Raw genomic sequence first — 15,488 nt, 5'->3', positions numbered from 1 at the left:
CATAGCAACTGAATTTTTTGCCTTCTAAGGTAATGCTGCCCACTGACAGCGTGGTCAATAAGGCGGCCGCCACGCCAAACGCCCCGGTAATCAGCGCCCCTATCATGGCGATTAAGCCGACATTATTATCCGAACCTAGCTCTTTTGGGTCATCAATGATTTGTAGCTGGCTGACTGTGCCTTTTAAAATACTATACCGTTTAACCATACTGTTACTGTTCCGTATGATTTAATTTAGGTGGTTGATTATTAATATCAGGCGTAAAACCCCGTTCATCAATCACCTCGACCCAATCCGGTACGATTGGCGTTCGGCAGTAATAAGTGGCATTACGATCATGTATTTTGATGCGTTCAAATTCGGGGGTTTGGGGATCATCATACAGCTCAGGATCGCCCGAACGGTTTAATTTTTTAAAACGTAAATGTTCATCTAACGTATTATGTAACCAAGGTTTGGGATAGCCCAAGGCGGCAAAAATGCGATTACCGATAAAAGAGTAACAACCACCTGTTATTAAAAAAAGCATAATTAAAATAATGAAAAAACCAATTAAAGTAGACAAAGCAAAAACAAACAAATTGTAAAAAAAATATTCATCTAAACCAGTAGATGTGATGAGCAAAATTATAAAAAATATATAAATTAGCAAAGAAATTACACCAACCCCTATAGTTAAATACTTCAACCGAAGTAAAGTTGGCATATTTACTGAACGAGGAAAATATAAAGCATGGGTTTTAGGGATTCGAACCGCATACGATTGATACTGGTTATCATCACTTTTATCTACGACCATTTCCACATAATCGCCATTTTTAAAACTAATATGGGTTAATTTGCCTTCAACAAATTTACGCCCGACATAGCAACTAAATTTTTTGCCTTCTAAGGTGATGCTACCCACTGACAGCGTGGTCAATAAGGCAGCCGCCACGCCAAACGCCCCAGTAATCAGCGATCCTATCATGGCGATTAAGCCAACATTATTCGAGCCTATCTCTTTTGGGTCATCGATAATTTGTAGCTGGCTGACTGTGCCTTTTAACAGGCTATACCGTTTAGACATGTAAAAACCCCCTTTTCTGTAAATCTTCTTCTATTAGTGCTAATGCTTCGTCAACGCCAATACTGTTGGTATTGTCTTTATTGGATTGATTGTTATGCGTATTGTCTTCACTTGATTGATTGTTATCAGTTGGTGGCTTATCGTCAATATTAAACATATCCTTTAATACATCATTTTGATAAGCTGAGCTTTGTTGTTCGGGCGTTTGATAAATTTTGAATTTATTATGTGGCATTAAATATTTATCGGTGCGCAGGGCACAGCGTTTTAACCAGGTTTCAAAGTTATCATCGCTAAAATAATCAATGGCAAAATCAAATGCCATAAGCGCCAGTCCTAACCAACCCGCTGATCGCATCAAGACTAACCGCACAGCCGCAATCGAAGCCACTTTTTTAACACCGATACGGTTTCCAACGATTTCAAAAATAGTTAACATTGTTTTTGAAGTTAAAAAACTTCGACACCAGATAAAATGATAAGATAATCCTACAAGTGAAGTAGCTCCCCCTATCACAAATAACAAGAATACTTTTAATCCCAATAAAATACTTAAAGATATACTGTCACTTTCTCTTAATTTATAATAATCTATAGGAATCATACAAAAAGATGCAATCCCCCCTAATACCCCTGATAATGCTTTACCTAAACTAAAAAATACATTGCGCATGCCTTTAGACACGGCGGTGATCATTGCCATAAGTTCAAACGATGCTGCCGCTAAGGCAAAACCGGCTGAAGTTTTTAAGTTACTATAAAATTCATCCTGTTCCAGATTAGGATTGGTTTTACTGATCGAATTAAAGTTATACAGTTCGAACATGGCAACTACGGCTGACATGCGCATCGATTTAAGTGACCTTGAAAGGGTTTTTGATATCCCCGGGTCGGCATCGCTGGCTCTAAAAATAAAATCAAACACTTTATTGGCTTTATTTTGTGACAACGTGCGATTAAACAAAATATTAAGACGTCTGTCCAAGCTAACGATAGCGTCATTTAATAGTGTTCGGGCTTTGTTCACCGCCATTCGGGTGGCAAGCTTCCAACGAGGATGATACAGGGGTACTTTTGCTGTGCCTAAATTAGGCCCCGGGTCTAAATTAATCAATCCGGCAATGAGTTGAAATTCTAAATGTAAATAAGTTATCGCCGTTGTTTTTAATACCCCAGCTGTGGTTAATGATAAGGCTTTATATATTACCGTACTGGCATGGTATAACGAGTTAGCAACGCGGTCAAAAATGGGTTGCAGTAATTTTGTTTGTTTCAGCGTTCTTAATTCACCGCTTGTCAACCCTTTGATTTTAATGGTGATTGGAATGCCCATCAGTTTAACCGAAAACAAGTTTTCTTTTATTCGACCCAATGGATCATTACGTTTAAGCTCGCCCAAGGTCAACAGCACATCATGTACTTTTTTATATTTTAAGGCTATTTTATTAAAAGGTAGGTGATGAAGCTTTTCCATCAATAGATCAACTGACATTTCAACAACAGATTTGTTTTCTGGCTTTGCGGCTTCGTTCAAGACTTGGTTGATCATGCTTTGCATATCATCATTATGATAAGCAAACATTCGCCATAACATGCCGTTGACGTTGTCATCTGTCGTTTTGGCATAATCTAAATTTGTAAAGGCGTCTAAAAAAGCTTTACCCTGTTCACATAATTCTAGCCCTTGAGTCACATTAGTAATGGTAAATAAAAATATTATGCCTTCGATATTTACTTTTCTAAGTTCTTCTAAGTCGTCTGGCGTGATTTCATTATGCTTAAGGGAGTCTTGAAGCACGTTTTCAAATGTTTGCTTATATTCTTTGATTTTAGGATGAAAATCTTCGTCCAACTCATAAAGTTTGTTACCGTCAAGATCATGGTAGGCGGTGGAATAAAAATTGCTATCTTTAATCCAAGTAATCAGCTGTTTTGAACGGCTTTGGTATTTTTTGTCGACTAATTCGAGTAACTCTTTTTGTCTGTCTTCAAAAGGCTTAGTATTGACCAAGTCATCATATTTTTTTAAAAATTTTTGAGTATCGATTTCGCGTTTTGCTTTCAACGCCGATTCTTGGCTATAAAAGTCTTTAAGGGTGTCTTTATATTTTTGTACTAAATTTAATTGAAGTTCTTCGATTTTTTCAGCTTCACCCGGTCTATGAAGGACTTGCTGTCCTCTTGAAGCTTTAAGTGCTTCGCTATTAACATACATGTCATAAATAGTCAGTTGAGGCAAAGGACTTTTTATATCTGCAGTACAAAAACTTTCAAACTCGTGAAAATAATTATAGCTGCCTGCTTTACCATATAGTTCATTACGGATTAATGCTAGCAATCCATTACGGGTATTGGTCATGGGTTTATCAGGGTTGTCATCTATTTTGCCTGATTTCATGATATGTTGTATATGATAATATTCTTCAGGTGGAAAAGAATAATCATCGGAAAATTTTTTTAACCCTGCTAAATGTTTTCCATGTTCAATACAGGCTAAGGCTTCATATTCTTGTCGGCGTTCTTGTTGAAATTGTAAAACCCTGACATAAGCGTCGTTATAATAACCATTGAGTTCGGTTGTGACGCCAATCGGATCTTCAATAGCAATAATCATGGGTTTTTTGCTTGGGCTATATTTGGCTAGCGTTTTGGCTAGGTGTTCGCTTGAATCCGATGTTAATCGCCCCCACGGTTCACACGTGCTATTTTTATCTAATAGTGTTTTGTCAAATTGGTATTGTTTGTCACGACTTTGGCTAAACTTGTCAGGAAATGTTACCCAATTTTGACCATGTTTATTATCTTTACTGAAAATAAGCTGTCGATTTTCATCATAAGGCAGTTGTTCTCTGTCCACGTTAGGATCAAAGTCTAATATACTTTGTATATTGCTTAGGTTAGCCGTGGTTGCACTTTCGGCGTTACCTTCCCATTGTGAAAGGTCAATCATTTGCATGCGTTGTTCGGGATTGTTTTCGTATTTTTGGATGGTGTTATCCGACCATTTGTATTCACTAAAAGCAAAATAGACTTTGGTTAAGTGTTCAGGATAAGCTAAAGTGATAAACGCATCATGACATGGATTGGATTTTACTTCAGGACAATGATAATCCGAATTTTGTTCTGAGTCAGCAATCGGTTGAGCGGCACTAGGTGAAGATTGTTTAATTATATGTCCTTTACTATCAATCGAATAGATTTGCCATTTGCTACCCAGTTTGTCGGGTATATAAAGGTATAAAAAACCTTCACGTAATGTTCTTACATGATACTGATAACCTTCAGATAAGGGTAAATTGATTACATTTGATGAGTTTGCCCAATGGGGTTGGGCACTTTTTAGGTATTTAGGCACAACGGTGTATCTAACCGGTAATATTGCAATCCCCTGTGTTTGGCATCCACAATTTGATGTTTTATTCGAATCTGTCATACATTTTCTTCCTTGTTTTTTAACGCTAATGTTTGCCAATCTTGAAGGCTTATAGCTTGTAATTTTTTTAATATTGGAATATATTCACTTACCGTTGATAAATCTTTAATTATTTCATCAATGTGTGAAGCGATATCAAAATCTTTACCAAATCTTAGCGCTAATTTTGCCCACTCCAAATGAAAGTCATTATCCTCAATTTTTTTTGCCTTCAAACGGAGCAGACAAGGCATAATAGTTTGTAGATTTTCAATTTCATCTGTATTTTTTTGAGGATTGGTTAATTTGTCTGCTTGGATAAGCATGTTATTAATTCCAATACATTGCAGTTGTTGATACTGTTCATGGGTAATAAGCAGTTCGCCGTTATAGTTAGAATGAATTTCGCCTTCATTTTGGTGAATGTTTAATTCACCCTGCCGATTTAATACTGCCCACATCTCTATAATGCCGAATAACCGGCTTTTTTGAGCAGGATTGAGTAGATGTAACAACTGAAAAAACACAGCTGGATCGTAATAACGTAACAGTATTTTGTTATTTAGTTGTAAGGTCATGTTACTTAGTTGATGTATTATGGATTTGGTTTTTTCTGAACTAAATAACCAAGCACAATATTGTTGACCTCGACCCGATGCAATAGATTGTGGGGTTAATTGTTTTAATGCTTTATCTACCATATAGGTTAATACGGCATGTTCATATTTATCCGTCAGATCAAGTTCAATTAACCATGGATACCTTTTTGATAAAACGGATTGATGATAGATTGGAATCTTATATAAACGAACTCGAAATTGATAATACTGCATAAACGCTTCGTTAATCGGGTTTAAAAAGGGATCCAGTATCACTAAGCAACGGTTTTTATAATCCCGTGAAACATCGATCAGTTGCTTTGCAATATTCATTGCTTGTTCTGATATTGATGTTAAATCAATCGGCGTTTGCCCACACTTTAGCATTTTTACAACATTCCTTTATTTTGATTAATCCAGACTAAAACAACCCGTTTGATCTTTCACTTGTTGCCCTTGTGTTCCCTGACAATCGACAGAATCACTTAACTGACCGGAGTGATTCATGCTATTTGGTGACATTTTTTGCATTGCATTACATTTAAGATAAACGTTATCTGGCGAGCCGAGTTCAATCCCTGCCTTGCTGATTTTAATGTACGAGCCGCCACAAACAAATGTCATGTCTTGCGCTGCGGCAAACTCAACGTTGCTCTCAACACTGTTTATTTGTATATCTTGTTTTGCCGCCAAGGCTATTTGGTCGTTTTGGGCTTGTACATCGATATCACCTTGATTGGCAAACACTTTCATCCCCGATTTTTGTGCCAGTAAGCTAATCGCTTCTGATGTGGATATGGTAATATTTTTTAATGCCGTGATATCCGTCTGGTTTGACGTTGTGACCGTTACACTGTTGGCACTGGTAAGCTGGATATTTTCAGGACTGGTTAACGCTATGCCTTGTTGGGCATAAGCAAGTATCCCCGATTGATTCATGTCTTTTAACGAACTTTGTAATTGTTGTTGTGAATCAACATCTGGCGCATGACTTTGTGCTTGTTCCGCCGCATTTTGGAGTGCCTTAGCTATCGATAACGCATTTTCCAGTTCGGCAATTGCCCCTTGCATATCCAGTTGTTTGCCTTGCGCTTTCGGCTCGGTCTGACTGGTCAAATACAATCCTCGATTCGCCGCAATCGCCCCCCATTCATCGGTACGCAGTTCAAACCCTTCCCCCCGTTGCTCTTTGTTATTGTTAACAAGATGCCCGATATTGAGTTGTGTTTTACCGTATTCGGTCGCCAGCTTGATATGCTCTTGCCCCCGTTTGTCATCCATACGTAACTTGTTATTGGTTGGGGTACGAATCACATTACGGTGTTTGTTTATTGTCGTCACATGGTCGGGGTGCGCACTGTCATGCAAAGCATGCGCAATATACGGGCGGTCAGGGTTGCCATTGGTAAAGGCTATGGCAACTTCTGTGCCGTCAATTAGCGGAAAATGGAAGCCATATTGATTGCCGGCATAACTTCGCGCCAGTCTGACCCATAAACTTTCTTCACCACTGCGCCACTGTGCTAAGTCGAAGTTAAACTTGACCCGATAACGACCGTGTATATCAATATAACCATACGTATCATTGTCAGGACTGGTCACTCTGGCCGGTAGTGTCCCTTTTATTTCCGGAAAAGGTAACACTTGTGGGCGGTAAGGAATTAATACATTAAACGGTATTGCCGTAAATTCGATTCGATAAGGTTGACTGCGGTCTCCCCTGCCCCGTGTGGTTAAGATGATTACGCCGTCTTTAATGTTATCTAAAGGACTGTTTTCGATAAACACCTGTTGACCCGGTGCCAGCGTAAAATCATTACAATATCCATAAATAATCTGTTGGTGGCTGATTGCCTGCTGATGCCGAATTTTGGCATACCATTCCCCACTTTCTACGACATTTTCTTCTTTGTCTTGTCGTCGGTTTTTGTAATGTTCATCGTATCGGTAATCGTTACCATATGTCGTGGTTGAATTGACAGCCGTGTTGGCAGTCGATAGCATGTTATCTTTTGCCTGACGATAATTGTAATCGTTTACTGTGACAGTTTGTAATGTAGTGTGCGTGGTTTGCGATAATGCCCATATGCTGTCACAACTGCGGTCTCCCATTCCGCTTGGGGTCTGGTATAGTATGCTGCCATGTTTGGTAAAGGCTTGTTGTTCATCCCCCAGTACAATCACCCCACAATGATGTTCAGCATGCGTTTCAAAACGTAGCCATATCCCGACATCTGCCAGTAAGCGCAAGATAAAGTTTAAATCACTTTCTTTCCACTGCGTTATCAGCTCTCTTATCGGGTAGGTTTGCATTAATTCTAAGCGGTAGTCTATGCCAGTAAAACCATGTTGGCGTAAGATTGATTCCACCACACTAACAACACTTTGATTTTGATATATGGCACAACCTATATTGTTGTTTAATAAGGCTAATTTAGGTTGTAACACGATTTGATAGCGGGCTTCATCTTTACTGGTCGACAGTAAACTAAACTCGGTTACCACGCCATGAACGGTGCGTGTTGACGGTCGTTTATCCAGTGAACTTATTCCACCAACCAGTGCATTCATTGACGCCGGTAAAAACGAAAACGATGCCGGTTGTTTTAAGATTGCATCGGTTGACAGTGAGCGGTTAGCGGTCGTAAATATAATGGTATATTGCCACAGGTTATCGAGCTGTTCTTGAAGGTCGACCGAATAAATGGAAATATCATCTAATTCGCTGGATTTATCAAGCTTAAGAATGTAACGATTTTGAGAAGTGTCACTACCGTTAAAGGCATTAAGACCGGCAGAAACTAGATTAAGCAAAGACTGATTTGAAATTGACATCCGAGTATTCCTTACAAAGCATATCCCACACAAAATAATGTTTGTAAATATTTATTAAAGTTATTAAATGCAAAAAAAGATTAATGAGTAATCAATAAGTTTATAAATTACCTTTTTTTTAGTGATAAATCAACCAATAAATTAATAATATAGATTAGTGGTTTCATTGGTTGATTACTTAATTTATCAATCAATTTGTACATTGTTATTGTAAATTTACATTAGACGTTAATGTGGTTACTTAGTTAATTTTACTTAATAGTCGTCATTTAATATTTAATTAGGTGAGATATTGGTATTTAATTAAACCTAATTTTTGGGGAAAACTGTGTTTTTAACATTGTGTAGTATCGATGTAATTTGTGGTTTTATTGTCAATGGAAACATATTTAAATACTTTCATACATCGGTTTAGAGATTATGATTGATTATTTTTTGTTAATTCCTTATTGTATTAAATGCGTAAAACTCTAATGTTCAGTAATCTTTTTCAGACGCTATTTACCCACCATTAATTTTGCAATTATGTATAATTCATTTTTAAAGGGGATATGATATGCCATACAAAACACGCAATGATTTACCTGAATCCGTACGTCATGTACTGCCAGAACATGCTCAAGATATATTTAAAGAGGCATTTAATAGTGCGATTAAGGAATACCAAGATCCGAAAAAACGCCGAGACAATAGTCCGCCTGAGCAAGTCGCCTTTCGTGTTGCTTGGTCGGCAGTTGAAAAACTTTATCATAAAGATGAAAACGGCAAATGGGTAGCTAAATAATATTATCAATATGATTTGAGTATTAGAACAATACAAAAGCCAACTATGATAGTTGGCTTATTCATATGTTCAATCTAGTGTGATATTTTGTCAAATCTGAAGCTCTTACTCAGTCAAATAGACTCCTTTATGGTTAATACCGATTTCTATTGTGATGATCAATATATAGTGTGAATTTCTTTTAGCGTTGTGGTTGATATCTGGCAACTATAATTAATTTATTTTCCTCATGTTTTATTTTTTCCTTTCTTGTATTTGCTGTTTTGCTAAACCTGCCATATTGCACTGATATTTTCCTTATCAATACGGAAAATGTTGGTTAGTAATTCTTTATTTTTCCTTTTATACTAAATTTGAATCGTCAACAAACATAGGTGCTTGATTATGAATAATAAAGGTTTACCAAAAGATTTTTTATGGGGAGGAGCGGTTGCTGCTCATCAGTTAGAAGGGGCTTGGCAAGCGGGTGGAAAAGGAATAAGTGTTGCCGATGTCATGACCGTTGGTTCGCCAAAAAGTTATCGTAAAATTACCGAAGGAATTATTGAAGGTGAGTATTATCCTAATCATGAAGCCATCGACTTTTATCATCATTATAAAGACGACATTAAACTTTTTGCCGAAATGGGCTTTAAATGTTTTAGAACGTCGATTGCTTGGACACGGATCTTTCCTAAAGGTGATGAGCTTGCGCCAAATGAAGAAGGCTTGAAGTTTTATGATGATCTTTTCGATGAATGTTTAAAATATAATATTGAGCCAGTTGTCACCCTTTCACATTTTGAATTGCCTTATTATTTAGTCACCGAATACGGTGGATTTCGTAATCGAAAATTAATCGATTTTTTCGTTCGTTTTGCCGAAGTGTGTTTTGATCGTTATAAAGATAAAGTCAAATATTGGATGACGTTTAATGAAATTAATAATCAAGCCAACTTTGATGAGGATTTTGCGCCATTTACCAATTCAGGGATTTATTATCAAGCAGGCGATAATCGTGAAGAAATTATGTATCAAGCGGCTCATTATGAGTTAGTTGCCAGTGCTAAAGCCGTGCAAATTGGTCATGCGATCAATCCCGATTTTCAAATCGGTTGTATGATTGCTTTTGTACCTATCTACCCCGAAACCTGTAAGCCGAGTGATATATTAATGGCGCAAAAAGTCATGGAACGTAAATACTTTTTTGCCGATGTGCATGTTCATGGTCAATATCCAAATCATATTATCAAATATTGGCAACATAAAGGCTTTAAGTTAGATGTAACCAGCCAAGACTTAGAGGTACTGGCAAACGGCACCGTCGATTATATTGGCTTTAGTTATTATATGTCCAATGCGATCAGGCATAAAGCAGGCAACGATCGTTATGAATTTAATGAAAAAACCGATTTGATCGGTAATCAATACGTCAAAAAATCGGATTGGGGTTGGCAAATCGATCCTGAAGGATTGCGATACGCATTAAATTGGTTTACAGATATGTATCATTTGCCGTTATTTATCGTGGAAAATGGTTTTGGGGCTTATGACAAAGTCGAGGCTAATGGGGCAGTACATGATCATTATCGTATTGAATATTTGCGTGAACACATCAAGCAAATGAAGTTAGCTGTTTTGCAAGACGGTGTTGACTTAATGGGCTATACCCCTTGGGGCTGTATCGATTTAGTTTCAGCAGGTACGGGCGAAATGGAAAAACGTTATGGTTTTATTTATGTCGATAAGGACAACAAAGGGAATGGCACGTTAAAACGTAGTCGCAAAGATTCATTTGCATGGTACAAAAAAGTGATTGAGTCAAATGGTGAAGTTTTATAAAAATTTTGATTTATAACCCATTTTATGGATAACAACTTTTTAGGAGAAGCTATGAAAAAAGCGTTAATTATTTGTGCTGCGGGTATGTCTTCATCGTTAATGGCAAAAAAAGCAACCGAATATTTTACCAATAAAAATAAGGCGATTTCAGTTGATGCTGTTTCAGCAACCGAAGGCAGTAATATGATTAAAAATAGTGATTTTTCCCTGTTTTTAATTAGTCCACAAACGACGATGATGTTAGATAAATTCAAAAAATTGGGCGATGAAGTCGGTAAGCCTGTTGTCAGTATTCCTTTTCAAGCTTATATCCCTACCCCTTCGGGTATTGAACAATTAGCGAAATTGATTGAGGAAAATATCCAATAATTTTAAATCATTGCTGTTTTCAGTATTGGGCGCCGTTTTTGACCGTTTTAGGGTCGGCGCCCAGCGATGTTGCTTAGAGTGTGTCTGATTAGCAAACTAAAGCAACCACACTATTCTTTATCTTTTTAGCTATTATAGGTGTGGATGATAATGATTAAAAATAAACAACGCGATCTTATTAGCCTATTAGTCGGCTCAAAAAATCAGTTTAAAAGCAGTGCGTTGCTGGCAACTAAGTTATCATTATCCGATAGAACTGTTCGTACTTATCTTAACGATTTAAAAGCATTGATTGAATGTAATGGCGCCAAAATTGTAAGTAAACAAGGCTATGGTTATCAATTGCAAATCTTGGATAGAACGGCGTTTAATTCGTTTTTGATTGAACATCATTTATTAGATCGACATGAAGAACAAGCCAATATACGAGAAGTCTGTCACCGCAAACACTATATTCTTAATCTGCTATTACTGGAATGTCAAAAAATCGATATTGAAGCATTATCCGAACAGTTATTTATTAGTTCATCACAACTCAATAAAGATATGTTGGAAATAAAAAATCAGCTTCAACCCTTCGAACTGACTTTAAAGAAAAATAAACGGCTGTTTTATGTGGACGGTGCAGAAAAAGCCAAACGTCATTTTATTATGAGCTATTTTTTTCATGAAGAATCCATCAACTTTTTGCAGCGTTTAACTTATTTAAATAAGTTTAGTGATGCAATCAGTTTTGACACGTTAACCATTATTATTTTAGATGAGTGTCGTGAAGCAAACATAAAATTGTCCGATGTGATGATGCAAAATATTGTGTTGCATCTTTCTTTAAGCATTAAACGTTTACAATCTGGTCTGACCATTCAAAATTTGGATATGCCAGAAACAACTAAAAGTTCATTGGAATTTCACGTTGCGAAAAAAATAATTCATCGCATTGAGACAGTAATTGGTTTTGCTTTTCCGAAAGAAGAACAGATGTATTTAACCTTGCATTTGATGAGTAAATCTAACTTTATCCAACAAGATTTAGATGCGCAACTCAGCTTAATGTTAACCGATTTATTACTTAAGATTCAGCTTGAAACAGGCTATCAATTTTTGAAAGATGAGCAATTAAAAAATGGCTTGGTTCAACATTTAAAACCGATGTTAGTAAGGTTAGCGCAAAATATCAAACTTGAAAATCCATTACTGAATGAGATCAAAACCTGCTCGCCCGAATTATTTGACTTAGTTAAGCACTATTTTAAACAACTCCCTAATCTAACTAAGTTAACTGTTTCTGATGATGAATGGGGTTATTTAGCCCTGCACTTTTTGGCTTCGGTTGAAAAACTGAAAAATGCGCAAAAAATGAGAGTATTAATTATTTGTGCAACCGGATTGGGTAGCGCTCAGCTTTTAAAAAATCGGGTCGAGTGTGAATTTGATGAGCGTATTAAAATTATTGATACCCGAGGCTATTATGAAATTGAACCCGACCTGTTAAACGAAGTGGATTTTATTATCTCTTCAGTCGATCTTTCTGCCAAAGTCTTTAAAATTCCGGTTTTTCATGTTTCTGTCTTTTTTACTGAAGAAGATGTGCAAAAAATTCGGCGTTATCTTTCTTCACGTCATGTCATAACTTCATCCAATCTGAACACGATGTCATCGATTCATATCGTCAATGAAAAAAATCATTTGTCCTATCTTGAGCAAGTCGTTGAAGAGGTGACAGCTGATTACTTTTATTTTTGCCAATGTCCATTAATGAAAGACGATATTTTAGATCTTTTATTGGAGCGTTTAGCGGTCAATGAAGCCTGTTGTTATAAATCAAAGATGATTAAACAAATGGCTAAACGAATGGCGTTAGGAGATATCTTTTTTAGTCCTAACATTGTGGTACCGCATCCTGCTGTTCCTGTCGGAAGATTATCTAAAATGGGGATTGCGCTGATTCCTCATGGTGTCTATTGGGATAAATATCACCCTGATATTCGCTTTATTTTTCTTATTTCACCGTCTGTTTATCAAAATCCTTCTTTAGCAATGATGACAAAAGCAATCGTCAATTTGATTGATGACTCAGCGATGCAACACCAGTTATTACAATGCCAAACTTTTTCCGAATTTAAATCACTGTTTATTAAACTTATAGAAAAGGGAGCGTAACAATGATTTCAAAAATGAGCTCAGAAGATATTCAACTAGTCGCTTTTAATATTATTTTGCATAGTGGCAATGCCAAAACCAAAATCCATGAAGCCTTTCAGGCAATGCGAACAGCCAAGTTTGACCAGGCTAATCAACTTCTTGAAGAGGCTAATCATGAAATTTTAGCAGCCCATCAATCTCAAACCGAATTACTGCAATCTTATGCCAATGGTATGCAAATCGAAATGGAAATTATTATGGTGCATGCTCAAGACCATTTAATGACAACCATGACAATGCGTGAAATTGCAATTGAGATGTCATTTTTATATCAAAAATGTGATCAGCTATCGGCTCACTAAAGAGGTTAAGCAATGATGATAAACGCCCAATTAGATAAGTCTAAAAAATTGAGTTTAACTAATCTTTATTTTAATCGTTTTTTAACGATTCGTTACTCGACTGCTTTTTTGCTATTTTTGAATCTTTACTGGGCTGTTTTTTTGCTTGGCTCGAAGTCTTACACCGCTATTTTGCCTATTACGCTTTTTATTTTGGGTGCATTAACCGCTTTTGAACAAGTAAAGCTTTATCGCAATCATGATAACTCTCTGCCATTTGCTAAGTTATTTTTTCAAATGATGCTTTTAATGTGTGGCGTGTTAGTTATCACCCTTTATACATCTTTATTTCATCTCTTTTTTCCATTTTTAAAAGATTCGCAATCTGTTTTAAATACGATCATGGAGCTACTAATTGGGAGTGGTGTAATGGCTTTTTTAATGCTTAAAAGATTGGCAAAAATTCAACGTAACGAGGATAAACATTTTAAACGAATCCAAGCTTATGAAGAAATTATTAATTAGATGAGGAAAACAAAATGAATACCGGATTTGTGTTTTTACAAAAGTATTTAATGACACCAATGGCAAAAATATCACAATTTAAAATTGTGCGTGCGGTAATGGCTGCCGGTATGGCATCAGTACCTTTTTCAATTGTTGGCTCTATGTTTTTAGTTTTTAATACCTTGCCAATGACATTCACGGGTTTAGAAGGTTTTTTTGAAAATACGTTTTTTCGGGTCAGTGATCTGTATATGATTGCCAATACCGCTACAATCGGTATTTTAGCGCTCTATTTTAATTTTGTTGTGGGCTATGAATTAACAAAAATTGAAGCGGAAGAGACAGGTTTAAAAGTGAATGCCCTTAACGGTGCAATGTTATCGGCTTTTGCATTTTTTATGACTTTACCGGAATTAGTCATGCAAAATGGAGTGATTACATTACTCAGTGATCAAAGTAACCTTGTGTTTAATGGTCTACGTTTAACACCTTTCGTGTTTCGCTTAGGCACATCGGGGATCTTTATTGCTATTGTCATGGCAATAGTCGCCACGCATCTTTATTTTTTATGTGTCAGACGAAATTGGGTTGTTAAAATGCCCGAAACCGTACCATTAGGTGTTTCACGCTCCTTTACCGCGTTGATTCCAACGTTTGTTATTGCTTTTTGTATCATTATTTTAAATGGCTTTTTAGTGTTTATGGGGACAGATATCTTTGATATTGTCAGTATTCCGTTTACGTTTGTGACTAACTTAACCAAAAGTTGGTTAGGGATTATGGTTATTCTTTTTTTAATCCATGCATTATGGGTTGTAGGTATTCACGGGGCAAGCATTATTGGGGCGTTTATTACGCCAATTATGTTAGCCAATATGACCGAAAATACCGCAGGTGCACATATTCCATTCGCGGGGGAATTTAATAATTCATTAGTCATTTTAGGTGGCTCAGGTTCGACACTGTTAATGACGTTTTTTATTGCTTTTTTTGCTAAATCAAGCCAGTTAAAAATTTTAGGCCGTGCGTCCGCTGTTCCTGCCATATTTAATATTAATGAGCCGATTATTTTTGGTATGCCCATTGTTTATAATCCCTATTTAGCTTTACCTTTCTTTTTAGCGCCAATGGCATGTGGAACGTTAGGATACTTTGCTATTAGTTCGGGTATTATGAATCCAATCATTGCTTTAGTTCCTTGGCCGTCACCAATGGGGTTAGGCGCCTTTATCGGGACAGGTGGAGATTATAAGGCGGCCATTGTTGCGATACTGTCTGCTATGTTAGCGCTATTTATCTATCTTCCGTTTGTTAAACTTTATGACAATAAATTATTTAAAGAAGAGCAAGGCAAACCTGTTGATGATGTTCAAAAAGTTGGCGAAGCCCATTAAAAATAAACGAGTATAACCGTTTTATCAATTTATAAGTGTTAATTTAAGTCACGATTAATCATTCATTAATCGTGATTTTTTTTGATGAGTTTTTGCAAACTAAAAATTGTGTTGAATTATCAATACGTCCATTAACAATCACTGAACATAATTTACTCAATGCATGAATCTTCTATGCTATATTCATCTATTCCTCCACTTCAATTTTTGACTC

The 15,488-nt window shown here is 36.5% G+C and carries 12 protein-coding genes; 7 read left to right on the top strand and 5 right to left on the bottom strand.

Features of this window, described 5'->3' with window-relative positions; genetic code table 11:
- The 5 genes from J3U35_RS02070 to J3U35_RS02050 all read right to left on the bottom strand — a co-directional run.
- A partial coding sequence (locus tag J3U35_RS02070) for a hypothetical protein (protein WP_267359211.1) occupies positions 1-208 on the bottom strand: 208 nt, incomplete at its 3' end.
- 4 nt (positions 209-212) lie between these two features.
- Positions 213-1,070 carry a putative type VI secretion system effector gene (locus tag J3U35_RS02065; RefSeq protein ID WP_267359209.1) on the bottom strand — a complete coding sequence of 286 codons (858 nt, stop codon included), beginning with the start codon at positions 1,068-1,070 and terminating at the stop codon, positions 213-215.
- Positions 1,063-4,503: a T6SS effector BTH_I2691 family protein gene (locus J3U35_RS02060; RefSeq protein WP_267359207.1), complete on the bottom strand. Its 3,441-nt coding sequence runs from the start codon at positions 4,501-4,503 to the stop codon at positions 1,063-1,065. The genes J3U35_RS02065 and J3U35_RS02060 overlap by 8 nt, the downstream gene beginning before the upstream one ends.
- Positions 4,500-5,468, bottom strand: a complete 969-nt coding sequence (locus J3U35_RS02055) for a DUF4123 domain-containing protein (RefSeq protein WP_267359205.1) — start codon at positions 5,466-5,468, stop codon at positions 4,500-4,502. The genes J3U35_RS02060 and J3U35_RS02055 overlap by 4 nt, the downstream gene beginning before the upstream one ends.
- A 24-nt stretch (positions 5,469-5,492) precedes the next feature.
- Positions 5,493-7,916: a type VI secretion system Vgr family protein gene (locus tag J3U35_RS02050; RefSeq protein WP_267359203.1), complete on the bottom strand. Its 2,424-nt coding sequence runs from the start codon at positions 7,914-7,916 to the stop codon at positions 5,493-5,495.
- A gap of 556 nt (positions 7,917-8,472) precedes the next feature.
- Between J3U35_RS02050 and J3U35_RS02045 the strand changes: the two genes are divergently transcribed.
- The 7 genes from J3U35_RS02045 (at position 8,473) to celB (ending at position 15,274) form a co-directional block, all read left to right on the top strand.
- Complete coding sequence (locus J3U35_RS02045; protein WP_220216686.1) at positions 8,473-8,700, top strand: ChaB family protein; 228 nt, start codon at positions 8,473-8,475, stop codon at positions 8,698-8,700.
- 384 nt (positions 8,701-9,084) lie between these two features.
- The gene (locus J3U35_RS02040) at positions 9,085-10,521 is read left to right on the top strand and encodes a 6-phospho-beta-glucosidase (protein ID WP_267359201.1); all 1,437 of its coding nucleotides are present in this window, start codon (positions 9,085-9,087) and stop codon (positions 10,519-10,521) included.
- Positions 10,522-10,572: 51 nt separating this feature from the next.
- On the top strand, positions 10,573-10,890 hold the full coding sequence (locus J3U35_RS02035; protein WP_267359200.1) for a PTS cellobiose transporter subunit IIB: 318 nt from the start codon (positions 10,573-10,575) through the stop codon (positions 10,888-10,890).
- A gap of 150 nt (positions 10,891-11,040) precedes the next feature.
- Positions 11,041-13,050 (top strand): BglG family transcription antiterminator, encoded by a 2,010-nt coding sequence (locus J3U35_RS02030; RefSeq protein WP_267359198.1) that lies wholly within the window; start codon positions 11,041-11,043, stop codon positions 13,048-13,050.
- A gap of 2 nt (positions 13,051-13,052) precedes the next feature.
- Complete coding sequence (locus tag J3U35_RS02025) at positions 13,053-13,394, top strand: PTS cellobiose transporter subunit IIA (protein WP_267359196.1); 342 nt, start codon at positions 13,053-13,055, stop codon at positions 13,392-13,394.
- Between the two features lie 12 nt (positions 13,395-13,406).
- The gene (locus J3U35_RS02020) at positions 13,407-13,898 is read left to right on the top strand and encodes a hypothetical protein (protein ID WP_267359194.1); all 492 of its coding nucleotides are present in this window, start codon (positions 13,407-13,409) and stop codon (positions 13,896-13,898) included.
- A gap of 14 nt (positions 13,899-13,912) precedes the next feature.
- On the top strand, positions 13,913-15,274 hold the full coding sequence (gene celB / locus J3U35_RS02015) for a PTS cellobiose transporter subunit IIC (RefSeq protein WP_267359192.1): 1,362 nt from the start codon (positions 13,913-13,915) through the stop codon (positions 15,272-15,274).
- The last annotated feature ends 214 nt before the right edge of the window (positions 15,275-15,488 follow it).

It is taken from the genome of Gilliamella sp. B2717, assembly GCF_026536675.1.
Taxonomy (GTDB): domain Bacteria; phylum Pseudomonadota; class Gammaproteobacteria; order Enterobacterales; family Orbaceae; genus Gilliamella; species Gilliamella apicola_I.
This window is presented reverse-complemented; position numbering and strand designations above follow the sequence as displayed.

Bases quoted from the DNA above. Each gene is read 5' to 3' on its own strand.
- J3U35_RS02065 (WP_267359209.1), bottom strand. From the start codon at position 1,070: ATGTCTAAACGGTATAGCCTGTTAAAAGGCACAGTCAGCCAGCTACAA.
- J3U35_RS02060 (WP_267359207.1), bottom strand. From the start codon at position 4,503: ATGACAGATTCGAATAAAACATCAAATTGTGGATGCCAAACACAGGGG.
- J3U35_RS02055 (WP_267359205.1), bottom strand. From the start codon at position 5,468: ATGCTAAAGTGTGGGCAAACGCCGATTGATTTAACATCAATATCAGAA.
- J3U35_RS02050 (WP_267359203.1), bottom strand. From the start codon at position 7,916: ATGTCAATTTCAAATCAGTCTTTGCTTAATCTAGTTTCTGCCGGTCTT.
- J3U35_RS02045 (WP_220216686.1), top strand. From the start codon at position 8,473: ATGCCATACAAAACACGCAATGATTTACCTGAATCCGTACGTCATGTA.
- J3U35_RS02040 (WP_267359201.1), top strand. From the start codon at position 9,085: ATGAATAATAAAGGTTTACCAAAAGATTTTTTATGGGGAGGAGCGGTT.
- J3U35_RS02035 (WP_267359200.1), top strand. From the start codon at position 10,573: ATGAAAAAAGCGTTAATTATTTGTGCTGCGGGTATGTCTTCATCGTTA.
- J3U35_RS02030 (WP_267359198.1), top strand. From the start codon at position 11,041: ATGATTAAAAATAAACAACGCGATCTTATTAGCCTATTAGTCGGCTCA.
- J3U35_RS02025 (WP_267359196.1), top strand. From the start codon at position 13,053: ATGATTTCAAAAATGAGCTCAGAAGATATTCAACTAGTCGCTTTTAAT.
- J3U35_RS02020 (WP_267359194.1), top strand. From the start codon at position 13,407: ATGATGATAAACGCCCAATTAGATAAGTCTAAAAAATTGAGTTTAACT.
- celB (WP_267359192.1), top strand. From the start codon at position 13,913: ATGAATACCGGATTTGTGTTTTTACAAAAGTATTTAATGACACCAATG.